This window comes from Verrucomicrobiota bacterium JB022 (assembly GCA_030673845.1).
GTDB lineage: Bacteria > Verrucomicrobiota > Verrucomicrobiia > Opitutales > Oceanipulchritudinaceae > WOUP01.
Genome location: JAUTCQ010000013.1, coordinates 310,900 through 332,254 on the forward strand (window position 1 = coordinate 310,900; position 21,355 = coordinate 332,254).

The following is a 21,355-nucleotide window of genomic DNA, read 5'->3' on the forward strand; positions in this document are numbered from 1 at the left end:
GTTTTTCCGCGCCACCCCTTTTTTCGAACTGTACCCCACTCCACCCAAGGAGACCCCATGCATTGGTTAGACTGGTCAATCATCGCGCTCTATTTCTTTTTTATAGCGGGCATTACCCTCTGGGCAGGGCGCCAGAACAACAGCACGGAAGACTACTTCCTGGCCGGTCGTCACGCCGGCTTCTTCCTCATCGGTGCTTCGATTTTCTCCTCCAACATCGGTTCGGAGCACATCGTGGGCCTCGCCGGTTCGGGCGCCTCGACGGGCCTGGCGATGGCGCACTGGGAGTTGCACGCCTGGGTACTCGTGATCCTGGCCTACATCTTCGTGCCGTTTTACTACAAGTCGGGCGTTTACACGATGCCCGAGTATCTGGAGCGCCGCTTCGGCCCCACTTCACGGTGGATCCTGAGCATCGTGTCGCTCACGGCCTACGTGCTGACGAAGGTCAGCGTCACGATTTACGCGGGCGCGCTCGTATTTGAATCGCTGTTGCCGACGACCTTCGGTACGCCGGAAAACGCCTTCTGGGTGGGGGCATTCTCGACCGTTATCCTCACCGGTATCTACACCGTCATCGGCGGGATGCGGGCGGTTATCTACACCGAGGCCCCGCAGGCCGTGCTGCTGATCATCGGCTCCTGCATCATCACTTTCATTGGCCTGCACCATCTCGGTGGCTGGGGCGAACTCGTGGCCATGGCTTCGGAGCGCAAGGAAGAGCTGGCCCTATGGCGCCCGCTCGACGATCCCGACCTGCCCTGGCTGGCCGTGCTGATCGCCTCGCCCATCATCGGTATCTGGTACTGGTGTACCGACCAATATATCGTGCAGCGCACCCTCACTGGTCGCAACCTGAAGGAAGCCCGTCGCGGTGCGCTCTTCGGCGGCTTGCTCAAGGTGACCCCCGTGCTGATCTTCCTCATCCCCGGCCTCATCGGCTGGGCGCTGCACCAGAAGGGCATCATCAGCATTGAGACGGTGATGGGTGCGGATGGCTCCGAAGTGATCGTGGGCGACAAGATTTTCCCGACCATGGTCTCCGAGCTGCTGCCGATCGGCCTGCGCGGCCTGATCATCGCCTGTATGCTGGCGGCCCTCATGAGTTCGCTGGCTTCGCTCTTCAACTCGTGCGCCACGCTCTTCACGGTCGACATCTACGAAAAGCTGAAGCCCAACCAGAGCCAGGGCCACTATGTGCTCGTGGGCCGGCTCGCGACCACCGTGGTGGTGGGCCTCGGCATCCTCTGGATCCCGATCATGCGCGCCATCTCCAGCGGCGGTTTGTATGACTACCTGCAAGGCGTGCAGGGCTACCTCGCCCCGCCCATCGCCGCCGTGTTCCTGCTCGGCCTCTTCTGGAAGCGCATCAACTCGGCCGGTGCCGCCTGGTGCCTGGGCCTAGGCTTCACCCTGGGCATGTCCAAGCTGGCGATCGAGAGCATCTTCGGCACGGCAGCGGGCAAGGTCTCCAACCCGGCCTTCCTCGCAGCGATTGGGGACTTTAACAAGTTCTACGCCGCCGGTGTGCTCTTCCTGATCAGCATCTTTATCCTGATCGCAGTCTCGTTCATGACGAAGGCCCCCGCCGCGATCAAGACCGACAAGCTCACCTACGCCTCTGTCAGCGGCGATCCCGAAGTCAAGGAAAGCTGGGATGTCGGCAACACGATCCTCGCGACCGTGGTGCTCCTGCTGGTGCTCGGCATGTATGGTTACTTCACCTTCTGGCTTAGCTTCTAGCCAAGGTTTATTCCAAAGCAAAAGGCACTCCTGTTGATCGGGAGTGCCTTTTTTGTCGGAAAATGGGGGGGAACAGGAGTTGGAGGAGTTTAAGGAGTCAGAAGCAAAAGGATATGCTCTGGGGCTCTAGTAACTTTCTGAATTCCTGTTCCAGAAACCTCTACTCCGCGTGTCGGTCCAGGAACTTGCGGTAGGGTGGGAAGAAGCGGTCGAAGGCCTCGATGTGGGGCAGGTGGCCGATGCCGTCCAGCTCGACCAGCTTGGCGTCGGGGATCGCCTTTTTGGCCGCGCGGCCCAGCTTCGGATAATTGCCGAGGTCCTGCTGGTCCTCCTTCGAGGCGCGGCCCTTGCCGATGGCCGTGCGGTCGCGCTGGCCGATGATCAGCAGGGTAGGGGCCTCGATGTCACCAAATTCGTAGACCACTGGCTGCGTGAAGACCATGTCGGAGGTCAGGGCCTGGTTCCAGGCCATGCGCGGGTAGTCGTCGCCCTCGATGAACGAGGTGAGCTGCTCGACCCACGGGTCGTAGGCTTCCTTCCACTGGCCGTCATAGTAAAACTCGAGCTGGTATTGGCGGATCTGTTCCGGCGTCTTGTTCAGCTCTTCCTGATAGCCCTCGTCGATCGGCTGGTAGGGCACGCCCTTGGCCTTCCAGTCTTCGAGACCGATCGGGTTCATCAAGGTCAGCGTCACCGTTTCATCCGGGAACATCAGGGCGTAGCGGGTGGCGACCATGCCGCCCATTGAGTGGCCGAGTACGTGTGCCTCGTCGACGCCCAACTGCTTCAGCAGCTCGTGCGTATTGGTCGCGAGCTGTTGAAACGAATACTGGTAATGCTCCGGCTTGGTCGACTTGCCGAAGCCGATCTGGTCGGGGATGACCACGCGGTAGCCCGCCTGGCTCAGCTGCTCGGCCGTCTGCTCGAAGTATGAGCCGGAGAAGTTTTTGCCATGGAGCAGCAGCACGGTGCCCTGCGGCTCACCCTTGGCCGGCACGTCCATATACACCATTTCGAGCTCTTGTTGCTGGCTCTCAAAGGTATATGTCTGCTCCGGGAAGGGATAATCGAAGTCTTCCAGCCGGATGTTGGCACTGAGAGCCGACGCCACCGACGCCAGCCCGAGGAGAACAAGGGAACGAACCATACCTACGGGTACGGGGCCGCAGGCTTCGCGCAACTGGATGGCGTCAAAATTGCGGCTTGTCGCTCTTTAATGAGCCTTCGCCGCCTGCCGTCGTTCGTAGACGAGGCAGGCATTTTTCATCCGCCCGAGCACGTAGTAGACAGTTTGCGAACGCTGCCGCACGAGCTGGCCGCCCACAATTTTCGGCACAAAATCCGCCGGTACGTCGCGCACCGTCTGCGGGGTTGAGCCGCTGAGGCCCTCGCAGAGGATCGCCGTCATCGCTCGAGTCAGCGTCTGCACCTGCGGCCCGAGGGACACGCGAAAGGTCACGCGCCCCTCACCGTCGTCCCGCAGGAAGATGCCGACCGTATCGGTGCATTCCTCGTCCTTGCGCACATCTTCGAGCGCATAGGCTTCGCCTTCCACCGGCGCGTGGGCTTCCGCCTGGTCGGCATACACGATCAGGTTTTCGCGTTTCTCCGGCTCGCTCAGGTGCTCGAAAAGGTCGATGATTTCCTGCAGTTTTGCGGGGTAGGCAGCCATGGCGTTACCTTTCGATGGGGGAGCGCACCATGTTGCCCCACTCGGTCCACGAGCCGTCGTAATTGCGCACCTTCTGGTAGCCGAGCAGGTATTGCAGGACGAACCAGGTGTGGCTGGACCGCTCGCCGATGCGGCAATAGGCCACAATGTCGTCGTCGGGCTTCAGGTTGAGGTCTTGCGTGTAGATCTTTTGCAGCTCTTCGCGGCTTTTGAAGGTGCCGTCATCATTGGCTGCCGTCTTCCACGGCACGCTCTTCGCGCCCGGAATGTGGCCGCCGCGCAGCACGCCCTCCTGCGGGTATTCTGGCATGTGGGTGATCTCGCCGCTGAACTCACCGGGCGAGCGCACGTCGATCAAGGGCTTTTTCGCGAGGGAGTGAGCCAGCGTGTCCGCATAAAATGCCCGGATCTCGTCGTCGCGGCGGCGGTCGGGCACGGGGTAAGAGGTGGCGTCGTAGCGCGGCACCTCACGGGTGATTTCGCGCTTTTCGGCCAGCCACTTCTGGCGGCCACCATCCATCACGCGCACATCGCGGTGCCCGAACAGGCGGAAGACCCACAAGGCGTAGCAAGCCCACCAGTTGCTCTTGTCACCATAAAAGACGACCGTCGTCTCGGGCGTGATGCCGTGGCGCTGGCACAGCTCGGCAAAGGCCTGCGGGTCGACATAATCGCGGATCAGGTCGTCGTTGAGGTCGGCTCGCCAGTCGATGTGGACGGCGCCCGGGATGTGCCCGGTGTCGTAAAGCAGCACGTCTTCGTTGCTCTCGACGAGGCGCACCTGCGGGTCGTGCAGATGTTTCGCGACCCAGTCCGTGCTCACAAGGGCTTCCGGATGGGCATAGGCAGCAAATTTGCTCTGGGAATCGGCGGCTACTGGCATGATGGAGTCACAATAAATAGAATGATTCTAAAATGCAACAAGCCATGAGAGAAAAAACGCCCCCTCAGCCAATAGCTTTCGCATTGTGCCGCCGGGCAGGCTGTATTTGCATGCGCTCATGCCTGCCGCCCGTGCCGAGAGCCAAGTCGATCCCCTGTCGCTGGGGGAGGTGTTGCGTATCTTGCGCGTCCACTGGCTGGTCGTTTTCACGGTCACGGCCCTGGCGGTATTTGCGGCGGCGGCGTGGACGCAGTTGTTTCTGCAGCCGTGGTATTACGCCGAGTCGACCATCCGGGTGGAGCGGCCCGACCAGGAAAACGAGGTCTTGCGCCCCGTCGGCTTCGACACGATCGACCGCACCTTCATCAACAACCAGTTCGAGACACTGCAGAGCCGCACTGTGCTTTTGCCCGTGATCGAGCGGCTGGGGCTGGAGCAGCGGTTGAGTCGCGCCCTCGACCTCAATGGCACGCTCGACCGCGAGCAGACTTACCTGTATCTGACGCGCAAGATGCTGGAGGTGCGCGACCGCCCCAATACCTCCGTGCTCGACATCGGCGTATGGGCGCCCGACCGCCAGTTGAGCGCCGACATCGCCAACGAGATCGCGCGGGTCTACGAGCAGAACCGCATTACCTTTGCCACCGCCACGCAAAACCAGGCGCTGACCAAGCTGCAGGAGCAACTGGCCTTGCAGGATGACGAGGTGCGAGCACGCCGCGACAAGGTGGAGGCGCTGCGGCAAGAGCTGGGCCTCGCGGGCTATGATTTGAACCTGCAAGACTCGCAGCCGGAGTTGGAGGCGCTGCGCCAGCTCGAGCGTACGCTGATCAACCTGCGGGTGGAGGCGCTGGCCCGCAAGACGCGCTGGCAGCAATTTGCCCGTGTGGCCCCGGAAGACCGCCTCTCGGTGGTCAACAACGAGCTGATTTCCGACCAGAACATCCAGCAACTCGCTCAAGCCTACCTCATCCAGCAACAGGAGGTGGAGCAGCTCCGCAACCAGCTTGGCGAAAATCACCCCGACCTCGCCTCCCGCGTCGCCCGTCTGCGGGTGCTGCGCGAACAGCTCGACGGCCTGCTGAAGGGTTATGAGCGGGCCTTGGAAATCGCTTACCTCGAAGCGCAGGCGCGGGTGACGGCGATGGAGCAGGAGCTGGCGCAGGCGCGCGCGGAGCAGATCAACGTGGCGGGCGAAAAATACCGCCTCTTCGACGATGCGGTGAAGGACGTGCGCGAGGCGGAGACGGTCCTGCGCTCGATGCGCCTCCAGCTGCGCCAGCGCGAGATCGAGCTGCAGGTGCCCAAGCGCACGATCGAGCTGCTCAACCTCGCCGCGCCGCCGCTCAAGGCCGGTCGCCCCAACTGGGCGCTCAACCTTTCCGTGGCCGCCTTCCTCGGCCTCATCCTGGGCGGGGCAGGGGCCATGCTGCTGGAGTTGATCGACAGCAGCTTTCGCGATCTCGATACGCTGGAAGAGCGCCTCGGGCTGCCCGTGCTAGGCGTAGTGCCGCGCGAAGATGCGCTCGTTACGCGCGACAATTTTGAATCGCCCACGGCGGAGGTCTACCGCGTGATCGGCGCGCACCTCCAGTTGGCGAACAGCGGTGCCGCTCAAATCCTGCTCGTGCAATCCGCGGGCGCCGGGGAGGGTAAATCGACCGTGTTGCGTAACCTCGCGGCCTGTGCGGCCCTGGCAGGCGAGCGCGTCCTGGTGATCGACAGCGATTTGCGCCGGCCCACGCAGCACCAGCTCTTGCAGACCCCGAACCAGCCGGGCCTGGTCGACTACCTGCTTGGGCAGCAGCCGGCGGAGGCACTGGTACAAGCGACGCATGTGCCGGGGCTCGATTTGATCCCGGCGGGCAGCGGCGCGCTCCACTCCCTCACCCTGCTGCACCGCGAAAAGCTGCAACAGCTGCTCGATGGCCTGCGGGGCCGCTACGCGCATATTTTCCTCGATTCGCCTCCCGTGCTGGGGGTCAGCGATGCCTCCGTGCTGCAGTTGCTGGCCGATGGGGTGTTGCTCATCGTGCAATACGGTCGCCTGCCGCAGCCGACGGTCGCCCGGGCCGCCCGGAGTGTGCAGCAGCGGGCCAAGGCCGTCGCGGGCGTCGTTTTCAACCAGGTGCCGGAGAGCCAGACGGCCGCTTACGGTTATTACGGCTACACGGCTGAGCGCACGCCCGAAAAGCCCTCGGCGGGTGAATCGGAAGGCGGCGCGGCCAGTCGTTGGCGAGAGTAGCTGCGCGAGGGCTTGCCAATAGGGCGGGTGGCCTTCTAGCGTGCACGCCTACAACCTGTGCCGATTTTCTTTCCCATGATGCCTACCCTTCGTCTGTTTCTTGCCTCATCCCTTCTCGCCGTCTTGCCGAGCGCCTTCGGCCTGACCATCGCCGGTAGTGACTTGCTCAAACCCGTGGTCGAGGCTCCGCTGCAGCAGTTCAGCCAGCAGGAGGGCGTGCCCGTGACGCTGAGCCTGGAGGGCAGCCAAAAGGGGCTCGACGCCGTGACCAGCGGCAAGGCCCCCATCGCACTCATCGCGCTGCCCCGTGGCGAGCAGCCCCCGGCCGATCTCGAATCGACCCCCTGGGCCTTCCTCGTCACCTCCGTCGTCGTGCACCGCGACAACCCGGTGGAAGACATGACGTACAACGACTTGATCGAAGCCTTCAGCACCGAGGGCGTGGCCGAGTCGTGGGAAGCCTTCACGTCGAACAGCTCTTGGTCGATCCGCAAGCTCTCGCTGCACACCGTGCGCGGCAACAGCACCGTGGGCCAGGAAATCTTCAAGGTCGAGGTGCTGGGCGAGCGCGAATTACGCGCCATCGTGCGCCCCCACGATACGCTGGCCACGTTCAACCGCGACGTGCGCGACACCTTCAACGTGCTGGCGATCATGCCCACCACGCGCCTGCCGGAGAACCTGCGTGCGGTGCCGGTGGGCCGGGGCGGCACCCAGCGCTCCTTCGCCCCCAACCCGCAAAACGTGCTCTTTGGCGACTACCCGCTGCAACTGCCCTTCTACCTCGTCTACCGTCGCGACTTTGCCGCCACCGCCGAGGGCAAGAAGCTGCTCACCTACCTCTTGAGCGACGAAATGGCCGAAAAGCTGAATGCGGCCGATGTGATGCCGCTGGTGGAGTCCGAGCGCGAAGACCGCCTGCGCCGCCTGCAGTAGAAGAAAATTCACTTTTTGAAAAAATGTCATTGACCAGTAGGATCCGATCTCTACTGTGAAGGACTTTCCCAAGCGGGAGTAGCTCAGCTGGTAGAGCACCACCTTGCCAAGGTGGATGTCGCGAGTTCGAATCTCGTCTCCCGCTCCATTTTTCCTTTTAAGGCCGACTGACCAGCAGTTGGCCTTTTCTTTTGCCCGGTTTTGTGGGTAATGGAGGGCGTTATGGGACGGACCTCTGGCACCCCTTGCGGGGTGCATTTATATTTTCGGGCTTACCGGAAGTCGTCGCTAGTGCTCCGACATCACGGCTAATCGCTGGCATCCCTGAAGGGATGCGGAGGAACAGCCTCCCGCCAAGGTTCAACATCCGTAGGATGTCAGCAATTAGCCGGATTTCGCCGTAGGCGACTTCCGGTTGCTGTTTTCTACAAAAAGCACCCTTTGGGTGCCAGCCCGATCGCCCTCTGCACTCAGCTGCTATCCCCTCTCCAAACCGCCCTGCGGAGTTGAAGAAGCGGGGGCTTGAGCCTAGGGTGGCGCGCATGATTGCCGCTGACCTCTTTGACTGGCCGGACTCGCTGCCCTTCGGCCACATCTTCTCGCTCGATCTCGAACCGTGGCGCTGGCTGCCCCTCATCGCCAAGGCGTTGAAGGAGTTCGACTTTGCTGCGCACCCGCCGCGGACCGACATCCCGCCCGGCCTGCACGTGGAAGGTCCCGTCTTTATCCACCCCACGGCCGAGCTGCCGCCCTTTGGCTACATCAAGGGCCCGGCCTATATCGGCGAAGGCTGCCAACTACGCCCGGGCGTGTATGTGCGCGGCAACGTGATCGCGGGCAAGGGCAGCGTGCTCGGCAACTCCTGCGAGTACAAGAACTGCCTGCTGCTCGAAAACGTCGAGACGCCCCACTATAACTACGTGGGCGATTCGATCCTCGGTAACAAGGCCCACCTCGGCGCCGGCGTGATCTGCGCCAACCTCAAGCTGGCGCGCGACGAGGTGAAGGTGAAGCTGGCGGACGACGTGCGCGCGCCCACCGGCCTGCGCAAGCTGGGCGCGATCCTCGGCGACGGCGCGGAGGTAGGCTGCAATGGCGTGCTCCAGCCCGGCTCGATCCTCGGGCGCCGCGCGGCCGTGATCAGCACCGTCTTCCAAGGCTACCTGCCGGCGGGCAAGCTTTGCATCCCGGAGCTGCGGCACCGGATTGTTGACCGGCCCGATTGAGGCGCGGCGGCTTTGAGCATAGGGTGGCGCATGGCCATCTCTCAGATCACCGCCTCACAACTCACGAAACGTTTGGAGGCGCACCCGTCTCCCGTGCTGCTCGACGTCAACGACGCCGACGCCTTTGCCGCCCAGCACCTGCCGGGTGCGGTCAACGCCAGCGTTTACGAGATGGCGTTTCTCGACCACGTGAAGGACAAGCTGGGCCTCCAGCCCTCCCAGCCCGTAATCGTCTATGGCACCGATGCACGTTCTTACGCCTCGCGGGTGGCCGCGCAAAAGCTGGCGGCGGCTGGCTTTGCCGAAGTGGAGGAGTTCCGGGGCGGGCTCGAAGCTGCACGCGAGGCTGGCCTGCCGCTGGAGGGCGATACCAAGGCCGCGCAATCCCCCGCCTCCGCCCAAGGTCAGTTGCAGGTAGACGCCGGGCAGAGCGAAGTGCGCTGGATTGGCCGCAACCTCGCCAACCAGCACCGTGGGCTGATGCCCATCCAGTCTGGCTACGTCAACCTCGTCGATGGTGTGCTCAAGGGCGGCGAACTGGTGTTCGACCTCGAAGCCCTCTCTTGTGAAGACATCGAGGACGACAAGGCAAACAAGATGCTGCTCCAGCACTTCCGCGACTGGGAGTTTTTCAACATCGGCGAGCACCCCACCGCCAAGGTGCAGCTCGAGCACGTCGCACACGATCCCCTCGCCCCGGTGGGCAGCCCCAACTACGAGGTGGCCGCCAGCCTCACGCTGCGCGGCGTCACCGCCCCCGTGCGAGGCCGGTTGGTCGGCGGCTGCAAGGACGGCAGCACCTGGGCCTGCCAGGGCACGGTGGAGTTTGACCGCACCCGTTGGAACGTGATCTACGGCAGCGGCAAGTTCTTCACCGGGCTCGGCATGCACGCCGTCAACGACCTCATCACGGTCGACCTGCGGCTGATCTTTGGCGGCAAACGGTAGGAGCAGGGGCCTTTAGCCCACCGATTCGCGGCATTGAGGGGTTGCTGTTCCCCGTTTCGACGGTACAAATGGAACCTTTTATGCGGCGGACTGACGACATCGCGTTGGGGGAGCGGCGGCTGGAGAGGAAAGACCAGCCCGGCTTCCGTGGGCGCCGGTGCCCGGAAAAACTGCGCCCGCAACTGGCAGGATGGGGTGGTTTGGCGCATTTTAACGCCTCACTACCCGCCCGCCCGATGAAGAATTACCTGTTGCGCCTCCTCCCGCTGTGCCTGGGGCTCTGCCTCACCGGTTGCAGCACCGTTTATTACAACACGCTCGAAAAGTTCGGCTACGAGAAGCGTGAAATCCTGGTCGACCGCGTGGATGACGCGCGCGACAGCCAACAAGAGGCGAAGGAGGAGTTCCGCGACGCGCTGGAGGCCTTCATGTCGGTCGTGGAAGTGGACGCGACGGAGCTGGAGCGCGCCTACCGCCGCCTCGACAGCGATTACACCCGTCTCAACCGCCGCGCCGAAGAAGTCAAAACCCGCATCGACAAGGTGGAGGAAGTCTCGCGCGCCCTCTTTGCCGAGTGGGAGCGCGAGCTGGAGAAATACCAGCGCGACGACCTCCGCCGCTCCAGTGAGCAGACCCTGCGCGAGACCCGCCACCGCGCCGAAGACCTCATCCGCACCATGCGCCGCGCCGAGTCGCGCATGTATCCTGTGCTCGACGCCTTCCAGGACCAGGTGTTATTCCTGAAGCACAACCTCAATGCGCGCGCCATCGCCTCTCTCCAGGCGGAGGCCACCCGCGTGCAAGGCGAAGTCGACGTTCTCGTGCAGGAAATGGAACGCGCGATTGACGAGGCCGAGCGGTTTATTGAAGAAATGCAGCTTTAATCCCCACCCTATACTCTACCATGTCGCTTAACATCAAAGCTTCCTCCGAATGCTTCTACGATTGCGTCTCGCTCGGCGAGATCATGCTGCGCCTCGACCCGGGCGAAGGTCGTGTGCGTACCGCACGCCAATTCACGGCCTGGGAAGGGGGCGGCGAGTATAACGTCTCCCGTGGCCTGCGCCGCTGCTTCGGCCTGCGCACCGCAGTCGTGACCGCTTTTGCCGATAACGAAGTCGGCCGCCTGATCGAAGACTTCGTCCTCCAGGGCGGCGTCGACACGCGCTTCATCCAGTGGAAGCCCTACGACGGCATTGGCCGCGACGTGCGCAACGGCCTCAACTTCACCGAGCGCGGCTTCGGCATCCGCGGCGCTGTGGGTGTGCCCGACCGCGCCAACACGGCCGCCAGCCAGATGAAGCCCGGCGACATCGACTGGGATTACATTTTTGGCAAGCTCGGTGCCCGCTGGTTCCACACGGGCGGCATCTACGCCGCGCTGAGCGAGTCGACCGCCGAAGTGACGCTGGAAGCCGTCAAGGCCGCCCAGAAGCACGGCACCATCGTCTCCTACGACCTCAACTACCGCCCCAGCCTCTGGAAGAGCATCGGCGGCCACGCCAAGGCCCAGGAAGTCAACCGCGAGATCGCGAAGTATGTCGATGTGATGATCGGCAACGAAGAAGACTTCACCGCCTGCCTCGGCTTCGAGATCGAAGGCGTCGATGAAAACCTCTCCGAGCTGCCCATCGAGAGCTTCAAGCGCATGATCAACGAGGCCACCAAGGCTTTCCCGAACTTCAAGGCCACCGCCACCACCCTGCGTGGCGTGAAGACCGCCACCGTCAACGACTGGGCCGCGATGGCCTGGATGGGCGGCGAGTTCTTCCAGAGCCGTGAATTCCCGGGCCTGGAGATCATGGACCGCGTGGGCGGCGGCGACAGCTTCGCCAGCGGCTTCATCTTCGGCCTGCTCGAAACGGGCGACGCCGGCAAGGCCGTCAACTACGGCGCGGCCCACGGTGCCCACGCCATGACGACCCCGGGCGACACCTCGATGGCCACCCGCGGCGAAATCGAAAAGTTGATGAAGGGCGGCAGCGCCCGCGTCGTGCGTTAAGGCTGTGCCGCGAAAGCGCCCACCCGGTCACGCCGGGTGACGCTCGCGTGACATCTCTTTGGACAAGCCGGCTTTCGCTTGAGCGAGGGCCGGCTTTCTTTTTGATCGGTGGGCGCGCCGGCTACTCTCAGGCTGGCGAGGCATTCTGTCTTAACACCTTCGCCCACCATGAAACTTGCCTTCTCTCTCGCGGCTTTGGCTGCGCTTGCCCCCATCGTTACAGCCCAGAACTTCAGCTATGAAATGGGCCTCGACGGCTGGACCACCGGCGGCAACGCCTATCAGGAGAGCGCCGCCTCCTTCGGCCCCTCCGCTACCGATGGCGACTTCTACGCCGTGATCGACTCCGGCGACCGCCCGCTCAATAACGACTTCTTCAACCCTACGACCAACCCGACTGGCGTCAGCGCCGATGACCTGACTTCGCTCGTCGGTCAGGACAAAGCCTCCCTCGACAGCGCCTTCGGCATCGACTCGTTCGATATCTCCTACCTCGCCTTCGAGTTCACCGTCACTGCGGGCGACGTGATCAGCTTCGACTGGAAGTTCCTCACCAACGAGTTTCCCGGTACCGAGATCCTCGACACCGCCTTCGTTGCCACCAGCCAAGGGGACCTGATCAGCCTGGCCAATGTCGACACCGCCACTTACCTCGACTTCCCGGATGCGGTCATGAGCTTCGAGACGGGCTGGACCCGCAGCTCGATCACCGCCCAGACGTCCGGGAGCCTCACGGTGCTGTTCGGGATCGCCGACGACTTCAGCACCGACATGGGCAGCGCGCTCGCGCTCGACAACGTAACGGTGACGCCCGTGCCCGAGCCATCGACCTACGCGGCCCTCGCCGGCCTGGGCGTGCTCGGCCTCGTAGCCCTGCGCCGCCGCCGCGCGTAAAATGCGCTTTTTAGAGTATTAGAGCATTTCAAAAACCTGTTGCCGCGCTTGCTTGGTCCTTTGAACAGGTCGCTGCGTTGCGAAGCCTCGACGTGCTTCAGCACGCCTTCTGCTCCGCAGCCTTGCGCTGCTGTCCAAATGACTGAGCGCAGAACGCGGCCACTTGCTCTTGAACTGCTCTAGGGGTAGGGGTGCCTGCTGGGAAGCGGTACCCCTTTTTCGTCGCCAAATCGGCAGGCCGGCCAAGGTGGCACCCGCTCCGGGGTGCTTCGGTTTTTATGCTCTACCGGAAGTCGTCGCTGAAGCTCCGACATCCGGCTATGTCGCTGGCATCCTGCGGATGCTCTGCGTCTTCGCGGGAAGAGGTTCCCCTGCATCCCGCTTGGGATGCCAGCAGCTAGCCGTGATGTCGCCATAGGCGACTTCCGGTAATCGTTCCCCCGCGAAAAGCACCCTTTGGGTGCCACCCCCTTCCTTGCCCTGATGCTTACACCCTCACCGGCGCGACGGCCCGTTGAGCGCTCCAGAAGATGATGCCGCCCGAGACGATGAGCAGCAGCAGGGCGAAGGGCAGGCCGATCAATCCGCTGAGGCTGGCGATGATGGGCGGCCCGATCAGAAAGCCCCCGAACCCCATTGTCGTGACCGTCGCGATGCCCGGGCCCGCCCCGGCGATGGGATCCTTCCCGGCGGCGCTGAAGAGTACCGGCACGAGGTTGGACACACCCAGCCCGGCGCTGATGATGCCAAGCACGATCCCCACCGGGCTGCCGAAGGCCACGCCCGCGACGACTGCCGCCGTGATGCCCAGCGCGATCAACGACCCACCGAGTCGCAAGACGTTGACCGGGCCCAGGCGGTCGATCGCCCAGTCTCCCGTAAAGCGCCCGATCGTCATGGCCAGCGCGAAGGAGGTAAAGCCCAGCGCCGAGGCCGCCGTCGACACCTCACCCGCTTCGCGCAGGTAGACGGAGGCCCAGTCGGCCATCACCCCCTCCGAGAACAGGGCGAGCATGGCCAGCAGGCCCAGCGTACGCAGGTGTGGGCTGTCGCGCAGGGCCTTCAGCACGTTGCTCTTGGGCGCGTCGCTGGCGTGGTTGTGGCGGTCGTCGACCAGGCCGGTGTGCGCCGCAAACCCCATCCCCACGAGCAGGAAGCTGGTGAAGATCAGGAACGGGATGATCAGCGCCTCCTGCCGCGAAATGAGCACCACCAGCCCGCCGCCCGTGAGGCCTCCAAGGCTCCAGCAGGCCTGGCAAAAGGCGTTGACCGGACGCTGCCGGGCTTGTTCCAGCAACACCGCTTGCGTATTGACGGCCACGTCGAGCAGGCCCTTGCTCGCGCCAAAGCTGAAGGCCGCGAGGGTGAACAGCAGCGATACCTGTGCCCACGACGACCATGTGATCGCGCCCAGCGCCAGCGCAAACAGGACCGAGGCAGGAGCCCCGAGCGTCGCGCTGCCCCGGTGGGCGACATAGCTGCCCGCCAGCGGCATGCTGATGATCGCACCGAGCACCAGGGCGAGCAGTGGCACCCCCAGCTCTGGGTGGCTCAGGCCCAGTTGCTCCTGAAAATGCGGGATGAAGCCCGCCCATACGCCGAAGCCCAAGCCGTTGACGGCGAAGAGCACGGCGACGGGCCAGCGAGGCTGGAGCGCGGCGGTAGAGCGAATGGGCTTGGCGGCTAAGAGCATGGCAGAAACGCGAACAAACAGGCAAAAACGTGCAGGATCAAGCGTGATCGCAGGCAAATTCGCAGTTTCAGGCAGGATTGTGCATTGCCAAGCGCGCCCTTACGCCTCCACTATACCGCCACCTCTCCGCCTTTCGCTATGTTGACCGCTGAACGCAAACGCCTGATCCTGAACCAGCTCAAAGCCGAAGGACAGGTGCGGGCCGATGCCTTGGCCAAGCGCTTCAAGGTCTCCGAAGACACGATCCGCCGCGACCTTCGCCAGCTCGACCAGGATGGCTTGCTGGAGCGCGTGCATGGAGGTGCGCTGCTCCGCCCCGCTGTGTCGGTCCACTATGCCAGCCGGCAACACCAGTCGCCCGACCTGAAACGTGCCATCGGTGCCGCCGCCGTGCAACTGCTGAAGGCAGGGCAGACGGTGTTGATCGATGCCGGGACGACGCCCCTGTGTGTGGCCGAAGCCATCCCGCCCAGCCTGCCGCTCTCGGTGGTCACGCACAGCCTGCCGGTAGGGCTGGCGTTGAGCGAGCATGCGAGCGTCGAGACGCTGATGGTGGGCGGCACGCTCTCCAAGCCCGCCCGCGCCGCCATGGGGGCCCAAGTGGTCGAGGACTACCGCCAAGTGCGGGCCGATATCTGTATCCTTGGGGTGGCGGGCCTACACGTCGAGGCCGGTGCCACCGCCATCGACCCGGAGGAAGCGTTTGTAAAACGCGCGATGATCCAGCACGCGGCGGCGGTGGTGGCCGTCGCCGCCCCGGAAAAGCTCGGCACCATCGCGCCGCACCTGCTGTGTTCCGCCCAGGCGCTGACGCATCTCGTAACGGGTCCGGCCCCCTGCGAACGCCTCCAGCCCTTCCGCGACGTCGGCATCGAGGTGATCGTAGCGGAAGGGTAGGGGAGGGCACTACACGGTCGGGACCGTTCCCCCGTCGACCACGAATTCGCTGCCGGTGACGGCGGAGGCGGCATCGGAGGCGAGGAACGCGACCACGGCTGCGACTTCCTCCGGTTCGGCGGGGCGACCGAGCGGTATGCCGCCGAGCGCGGCCATCAACTGTTGACGCGCGGTATCTTCGTCGACGCTTTCCGCCTGGGCGAGGCGCGTGACCATGTGCTGAGACGCCAGCGTATTGATCCAGCCGGGCGAGACGGTGTTGATGCGGATGCCGTGGGGGCCGAATTCGTTGGCGAGGCCCTTGCTGTAGGTGCTGAGAGCGGCCTTGGCGGCGGCGTAGGCGAGGGTGCTTTCGTAGAGGGGCAGGCGGCGTTGGATCGACGACACGTGCACGATCGACCCCCGACGCCGCTCCTTCATCGCGGGCAGCAAGGCGCGGTCGAGACGTACGACGGGCCAGAAGTTGAGGTCGAAGTCGCGCTGCCACAGTTCGTCCGTCAGGGCCAGCGCACCGCCGCCGGGGGAAGACGAACCGCCGAGGTTGTGCACGATCACGTCCAGCGCGGGCGTTTCGGCAGTGATGGCCTGCACGACCTTTTCCACGCCTTCCGGCTTGGTGAGGTCGCCCGCGATGAAATGTACCCCCGCAGGCAGGGTTTCCGGCTCTTCGCGGGCGGTCGTATAAACGGTCGCACCCGCGGCGGCAAGGTGGGCGACAATCGCGGCGCCGAGGCCCTTGGTGCCGCCGGTCACGAGGGCGTGGCGCCCGGCGAAAGCGTTGCTGTGGGAGAGGTTTTGCAGATGTGTTGTGTTCATGCCGCGCATTCTACCCCAAGCGACTGTCAACCCTATGTCAGGAGCCTGGGGAGGCCGGTGACGAATCGTGATGGGCGACGAGTGCCCGTGCGGTGGCGGCCAGTTGCAGGCGCAGTTCTGCGGGCTCCAAAACCGCAACTGTAGGGCCAAAGGACAGCAGCCAGCCGATCACCCGTTCCCAGTCCACCACGGCCAGCTCCAGAATCGCGCCCTCCGCCGTCTCGGCCTCGCTGCGGATGCCCTGCCACCATTCGCGCCGCGCACGGTCCAGTTGCGTCGCAGGAAAATGGACCCTTGCCGTCAGCTCCGGCTTGGGCATCGAGCGCAGGTAGTCCTCCACCGTGAAACCCTCGCGTCGCCGGAAGGTCTCGGGCAAGGCTTGCACCTCCCGCATCCGATCCGTCCGGAAATCGCGGAACCCCTCCCGTTCGCGACACCACGCGATCAGGTGCCAGCGGTCGAGGTAGTAGATCAGCGCGTGGGGCTCGACATGGCGGACGCTCGGGGCGGCATTCCACCCTTGGTAGGCAAACTTCAGCACCCGCTGCTGGCCCAGCGCCTCCTGCAGCTCGGCGAGTGCGGCTTCCGCGGGGCGTTTTGGTTGGGCGGTGGCAGCCAGCTGGGCTTCCAGCCGGATCAGGCGCTCCCGGTCTGCCATGGGCAGGGCGGCCTTGATTTTGCGCAGGGCCGACGCCATTTCGGCTACCAGCGAGGGGTCGCTGAACTGGTGGACGAGCAGCCCCACCGTTGCGAGCGCATTGGCCTCCTTGGGCGTAAAGTGGATCGGCGGGAGGCTGAACCCCTTGACCAGCGAATATCCCACGCCCGCCTCCGCCACCAGCGGGATCCCTGCTTCGCTCAGCGCGGCGAGGTCGCGGTAGACCGTGCGCACGCTCAACTCGAAGTGGGCGGCCAGCTCTTCCGCCGTCACCACCCGCTTCTGCTGCAGCCACAACACCAGCGCGAAAAGCCGATCCACACGGTTCATCGTTGATATTTAACTGCGGGCGTGTTCGGGCGTCAATTGAACGGGGATCCGATTTGTTCCACGTGGAGCAATTTCGTAACTACCAGCCCCGCAAGGCCTCGAAACGTTTTGCACATGAAGCTGGCTTAAACAGTCAACTGTGGCACCCCTTCAGGGTGCACTCCTACTTCTGAATGAACCCGGGGTGTCGGTCCGCAGTAGCGGACCTCAACTGCAGGCTAAGAGGTGGCAAGCCTTTGGCTTGCTGGATGATCCAGCATCCTGAAGGGATGCCATCACGTAGCCGGTGGTTGAGGACGCAAGGCGTCCGACACCACCGGACAAAACCGGGCCAGTCTGCACCCTGGAGGGGTGCCACTGCAAAGAGGTTCGCTCAATGAGACGCTAAAGCGCCGTGCTTTATCCTCCCCTCTCCCTAATTCCGTTCCCAGCGGGGGCGGGGGGCTTCGGGGGGCGGGACTTTGAGCAGCACGTCGCGTACGGCGGGGTGGCGGCGCAGGCGACCGAATTGCTGCTGATTGAGGTTCCAGCCGAGCGAGCCGGCGATGTCGGCCACGGCCATCTGGTCGGGGCTGAAGAGCACGCCCACCTTCACGCTGGTCTGGCCGCTTTGGGGCTCCAGCTCTTCGCGCAGGTGGCGCAGGAAGTCGACCGCGACGCCGTCGCCCTCGATCACGAAGGTGAGCTCCTTCACCATGTCGCGCACCGATTTATCCAGCGGCTGGAGGCGTTCGGCCAGCAGTTGCACCTCGTCCGGGCGGCGTGCGACCGTGCCTTCGAGCATCACCAGCGCACCATCTTCGATCAGGTCCTTGTTGCGCTCAAACGAGTCGGCGTAGCAGTTGATCGTGTAGGTGCTCTCGCGGGTGGAGAGCGAGATGATGGCCCACGGGCGGTTGTCTTTGCGCGACAGCTTCTTGGCGACGCCGGTGATGACGCCGCAGAGGCGGTACGGCTCCCGGTTTTCCATCTTCTCGAAATCCCGGCCCTGGAAGGTGTCCATGTGCTCGCAGATGCCCTGGAAGTCGTTCAGCGGGTGTCCGCTCACGTAAAAGCCGAGCAGCTCTTTCTCGAACTGCAGCTTCTCCATCATCGGCATGATGGGGCCTTCGGGCTCGGCGTGACCATTGCCGTTGCGGCTGGGCGCGGGCTCCGGCTCATCCATGCCAAACATGTCGAAGAGGTTGGTCTGGCCGCGTTCCTTGTCGCGCTGGAGGTCCTTGATTTCGTTGAGGATACCGTCGAGCAGGTGAAGGATGGTGCCGCGGTCCTGGCCGAGGTTGTCGAAGGCCCCGGCCTTGATCAGCGCTTCCATCACGCGGCGGTTGGCATGGGCGGAGTCGATGCGCTGGGCGAAGTCCTTGAAGCTGGTAAACGGCCCGTTGGCCTCGCGCTCGGAAATGATCGCGTGGGCAGGGGCCTCGCCTACGCCCTTGATCGCGGCCAGCCCGAAGCGGATCGAGCCCGTCTTGCTGTTGTGCGCCGTCATGACGGGTGTAAACGACTCGCGGGACTCGTTGACATCCGGGCCGAGCACAGGGACGTCGATCGCCTGACACTCTTCGAGGAAGCCGGCCAGCTTTTCCGCGTTGCCCATTTCGCAGCCGAGCACCGCCGCCATGAACTGGACGGGGTAGTTGGCTTTGAGGTAGGCCGTGCGGTAGCTGAGCATCGCGTAGGCGGCCGAGTGCGACTTGTTGAAGCCGTACTGTGCGAACTTCTCCAGAATGCCGAAAATTTCCTCCGCCTTGGAGGCGTTGATGTCGTTCGTCTCCTTGGCGCCCTTGACGAAGATGTCCTTCTGCTCGGCCATGACCGACGCGATCTTCTTGCCCATCGCGCGGCGGAGAATGTCCGCATTGCCGAGGGTGTAGCCGGCGACGATCTGCGCCACCTTCATCACCTGCTCCTGATAGACGAGGATGCCGTAGGTCTCCTGCACCAGTTCGTCGAGCAGAGGGTGGGGGCTCTTGATCTTGGAGGCGTCCTTCTTGCCCTCGATGTATTGCGGGATGAACTGCATCGGGCCCGGGCGGTAGAGCGCGATCAAGGCGATGATCTCCTCGAAGGTGCTCAGGCCGAGTTGGCGACACAGCGCCTGCATCCCGCCGGATTCGAGCTGGAACACGCCCTTGGTCTTGCCCTCGTTCAGCAGTTGGTAAGAGGCTTCGTCCTCCAGCGTGACTTTTTCGATGTCGAACTGCTTGAGGTCGGTCGTGCGGCGGATGTGGTCCTGCGCGTCGCTGATCACGGTGAGAGTCTTCAGGCCCAGGAAGTCTGCCTTGAGCATGCCGAGGTCTTCGACCGGGCCCTTGGCATACTGGGTGGTGAGGTCGCCTTCCTGCAAGGTCACGGGCACGAGATTCGTCAGCGGCTGGTCGCCGATGATGATGCCGCAGGCGTGTTTGCCGGTGTTGCGGACCATGCCTTCGATGACCTTCCCCTGGCGGATGATCTCGCGCACCGTCTGGTTGATCCCCATCTCGGCCTGCAGCTCGCCGCTCTTGGCCACGGCGTCGTCGAGGGAGATGTTGAGGTCGTCGGGCACCATCTTGGCGATGCGGTTGGCCTCGGCAAAGGGCAGGTCGAGCACGCGGGCGAGGTCGCGCACCACCATCTTTGCCCCGAAGGTGCCGTAGGTGATGATGTTGGCCACGCGGTCCTTGCCATACTTGTCGCGCACGTAGTTGACCACCTCGTCGCGGCGGCGCATGCAAAAGTCGACGTCGAAGTCGGGCGGGCTCACGCGTTCGAGGGAGAGCATCCGCTCGAAGAGCAGGCCGAAGCGCAGCGGGTCGATGTCGGTAATTTTGATCAGGTAGGCCACCATACAGCCCGCACCCGAACCCCGACCGGGGCCGACGGGGATGCCTTGCTCGCGGGCCCAGTTGATGAAGTCCCACGTGATAAGGAAGTAGTCGACGAAGCCCGCGCCGGTGATGATCGCCAGCTCGTACTCCAGTTGCTTGCACACTTCGCTGGCGCGCTGGAGGTCGTAGCCCTCGGGCAGCTCGCCGGTGGGGTTGTCGCGCCCCAGTTGCTGCCACTGGTCGTAATCCACCCCGTAGCGTTCCTTGAGGCCGCCCTTGCACAGCTCAAGCAGGTAGGTGCCGTTGGTCGAGAGCCGGGTGCGCTCTTCGGGCGTCAGGGAGATCAGCGGCTTGCCGTCGCGCGAGAGCACCTTGTTCTTTTCCTCCACGTAGATGTCGAGGATGCGGGCGAAGGCGGGCCTGTCTTCCGGGAAGGTGACTTCGATCGGGCGCTCGTAGACGGGGTAATGGTCTTCGCCGAACTTGATCTTGAGGTCGACCATCTCGGCCACGCGCAAGGTGTTGTCGAGCGACTCGGGCACCTCGCGGAACACCTGGAGCATCTCGTCGTAGCTCTTCAGGTAAAACTCGCGGCTCGGGTACTTCATCCGCTTCTCGTCCTTCACCAGCTTGCCCGTCTGGATGCAAAGGAGCGCGTCGTGCGGCTCGCTGTCTTCCTTGTAGACGTAGTGCACGTCGTTGGCGGCGATCACGGGCAGGTCGAACTCCTTGGCCAGCTTGAGCAGGCCGGGGATGATGCGGCGCTGCACGGGCATCCCGTGGTCCTGGATCTCGACGAAGTAGTTTTCCTTGCCGAAGATGTCGATAAACTGGCCCATCGCTTCACGGGCGCCGGCGTAATCGTTGTAGATCAGCTTCTGCGAGGCCACGCCGTTCATGCAGCCGCTGAGGCCGATGATGCCCTTGCTGTAGCGCGCGAGCGTCTCCATGTCGCAGCGCGGGCGGTAGTAGACGCCGTTGACGTGGGCGTCGGAGACCAGCTTGACCAGGTTCTGGTAGCCCTCGAAGTTTTGCGCGATGAGCGTCTTGTGGTGGATCTGATGCTTCGGGTAGCTCTCCGGCCCCAGCTCGTCTTCGGGGATGTCGTTGATGTCGTCGCTGCGCTGGCGGTCGCGCTTGGGGCGGTCGACCTGTTTGTGGTCGTAGACAAGGTAGATTTCGCACCCGATGAGCGGCTTGACCCCTGCCTTGGTCGCGGCCTTGTAAAAATTCATCGCGCCAAAGAGGTTGCCGTGGTCGGTCATGGCCAGAGCCGGCATCCCCAGCTCCTTGCAGCGTTGCATGTAGCGGCTGACCTTGGCGCAGCCGTCCAGCAGCGAGTAATCGGTGTGGCAGTGCAGGTGGACGATGTTCTTTGCGTCGCTCATAGGGTGGGGATAGCTCATCGCGAAGCGGGGGTAGAGGCAAGCGCGACTTTGGCCCCGGATGCGTATGCAGCTGGTGTAGCGGTAGATCGCATACTGGTGGGGTTACGGCCGCAAAAAAAGTTTGCGGGCAACTGGGGATTACACCTTACTGCGGGGGCGTGCTGATTCATGAGGATCATTTATCGGCGGGGGATTTGCAGGGGCGCCGCGCGGA

General features: G+C 63.7%; 16 protein-coding genes and 1 tRNA gene. 10 read left to right on the forward strand and 7 right to left on the reverse strand.

Features of this window, described 5'->3' with window-relative positions; translation table 11 throughout:
* The first annotated feature begins 57 nt into the window (after nucleotides 1-57).
* Nucleotides 58-1,743: a sodium:solute symporter gene (locus Q7P63_10210; protein MDP0500462.1), complete on the forward strand. Its 1,686-nt coding sequence runs from the start codon at nucleotides 58-60 to the stop codon at nucleotides 1,741-1,743.
* Between the two features lie 160 nt (nucleotides 1,744-1,903).
* On the opposite strand, the gene Q7P63_10215 is transcribed toward Q7P63_10210, so the two are convergent.
* The 3 genes from Q7P63_10215 to Q7P63_10225 form a co-directional block, all read right to left on the reverse strand.
* A complete protein-coding gene (locus tag Q7P63_10215; protein MDP0500463.1) occupies nucleotides 1,904-2,890 on the reverse strand; it encodes an alpha/beta hydrolase in 987 nt (328 codons plus the stop codon).
* Between the two features lie 66 nt (nucleotides 2,891-2,956).
* Nucleotides 2,957-3,415 carry a SufE family protein gene (locus Q7P63_10220; GenBank protein MDP0500464.1) on the reverse strand — a complete coding sequence of 153 codons (459 nt, stop codon included), beginning with the start codon at nucleotides 3,413-3,415 and terminating at the stop codon, nucleotides 2,957-2,959.
* Between the two features lie 4 nt (nucleotides 3,416-3,419).
* Nucleotides 3,420-4,298 carry a sulfurtransferase gene (locus tag Q7P63_10225; protein MDP0500465.1) on the reverse strand — a complete coding sequence of 293 codons (879 nt, stop codon included), beginning with the start codon at nucleotides 4,296-4,298 and terminating at the stop codon, nucleotides 3,420-3,422.
* 118 nt (nucleotides 4,299-4,416) lie between these two features.
* Between Q7P63_10225 and Q7P63_10230 the strand changes: the two genes are divergently transcribed.
* From Q7P63_10230 to Q7P63_10265, 8 genes are all read left to right on the forward strand, one after another.
* Nucleotides 4,417-6,543, forward strand: coding sequence for a polysaccharide biosynthesis tyrosine autokinase (locus Q7P63_10230; protein MDP0500466.1), 2,127 nt, complete (start codon nucleotides 4,417-4,419; stop codon nucleotides 6,541-6,543).
* Nucleotides 6,544-6,618: 75 nt separating this feature from the next.
* Nucleotides 6,619-7,479 carry a hypothetical protein gene (locus Q7P63_10235; GenBank protein ID MDP0500467.1) on the forward strand — a complete coding sequence of 287 codons (861 nt, stop codon included), beginning with the start codon at nucleotides 6,619-6,621 and terminating at the stop codon, nucleotides 7,477-7,479.
* A gap of 72 nt (nucleotides 7,480-7,551) precedes the next feature.
* A tRNA-Gly gene (locus Q7P63_10240) sits at nucleotides 7,552-7,627 on the forward strand.
* A 394-nt stretch (nucleotides 7,628-8,021) separates the two neighbouring features.
* The gene (locus Q7P63_10245; protein ID MDP0500468.1) at nucleotides 8,022-8,705 is read left to right on the forward strand and encodes a UDP-N-acetylglucosamine diphosphorylase; all 684 of its coding nucleotides are present in this window, start codon (nucleotides 8,022-8,024) and stop codon (nucleotides 8,703-8,705) included.
* 30 nt (nucleotides 8,706-8,735) lie between these two features.
* Entirely contained in the window at nucleotides 8,736-9,653 is a 918-nt protein-coding gene (locus Q7P63_10250; GenBank protein ID MDP0500469.1) for a YceI family protein, read from the forward strand.
* 236 nt (nucleotides 9,654-9,889) lie between these two features.
* Entirely contained in the window at nucleotides 9,890-10,537 is a 648-nt protein-coding gene (locus tag Q7P63_10255; GenBank protein ID MDP0500470.1) for a DUF2959 domain-containing protein, read from the forward strand.
* A gap of 20 nt (nucleotides 10,538-10,557) precedes the next feature.
* A complete protein-coding gene (locus Q7P63_10260; protein MDP0500471.1) occupies nucleotides 10,558-11,655 on the forward strand; it encodes a sugar kinase in 1,098 nt (365 codons plus the stop codon).
* A 168-nt stretch (nucleotides 11,656-11,823) separates the two neighbouring features.
* On the forward strand, nucleotides 11,824-12,549 hold the full coding sequence (locus tag Q7P63_10265; protein MDP0500472.1) for a PEP-CTERM sorting domain-containing protein: 726 nt from the start codon (nucleotides 11,824-11,826) through the stop codon (nucleotides 12,547-12,549).
* A 487-nt stretch (nucleotides 12,550-13,036) separates the two neighbouring features.
* Here the strand turns inward: Q7P63_10265 and Q7P63_10270 are convergent, their stop codons facing one another.
* The gene (locus Q7P63_10270; GenBank protein MDP0500473.1) at nucleotides 13,037-14,242 is read right to left on the reverse strand and encodes an MFS transporter; all 1,206 of its coding nucleotides are present in this window, start codon (nucleotides 14,240-14,242) and stop codon (nucleotides 13,037-13,039) included.
* Between the two features lie 138 nt (nucleotides 14,243-14,380).
* Between Q7P63_10270 and Q7P63_10275 the strand changes: the two genes are divergently transcribed.
* Complete coding sequence (locus tag Q7P63_10275; protein ID MDP0500474.1) at nucleotides 14,381-15,139, forward strand: DeoR/GlpR family DNA-binding transcription regulator; 759 nt, start codon at nucleotides 14,381-14,383, stop codon at nucleotides 15,137-15,139.
* Between the two features lie 9 nt (nucleotides 15,140-15,148).
* On the opposite strand, the gene Q7P63_10280 is transcribed toward Q7P63_10275, so the two are convergent.
* From Q7P63_10280 to dnaE, 3 genes are all read right to left on the reverse strand, one after another.
* Entirely contained in the window at nucleotides 15,149-15,955 is an 807-nt protein-coding gene (locus tag Q7P63_10280; protein ID MDP0500475.1) for an SDR family oxidoreductase, read from the reverse strand.
* A gap of 37 nt (nucleotides 15,956-15,992) precedes the next feature.
* Nucleotides 15,993-16,943: a YafY family protein gene (locus tag Q7P63_10285; GenBank protein MDP0500476.1), complete on the reverse strand. Its 951-nt coding sequence runs from the start codon at nucleotides 16,941-16,943 to the stop codon at nucleotides 15,993-15,995.
* Between the two features lie 415 nt (nucleotides 16,944-17,358).
* A complete protein-coding gene (gene dnaE / locus Q7P63_10290; protein ID MDP0500477.1) occupies nucleotides 17,359-21,141 on the reverse strand; it encodes a DNA polymerase III subunit alpha in 3,783 nt (1,260 codons plus the stop codon).
* Nucleotides 21,142-21,355 lie beyond the last annotated feature (214 nt).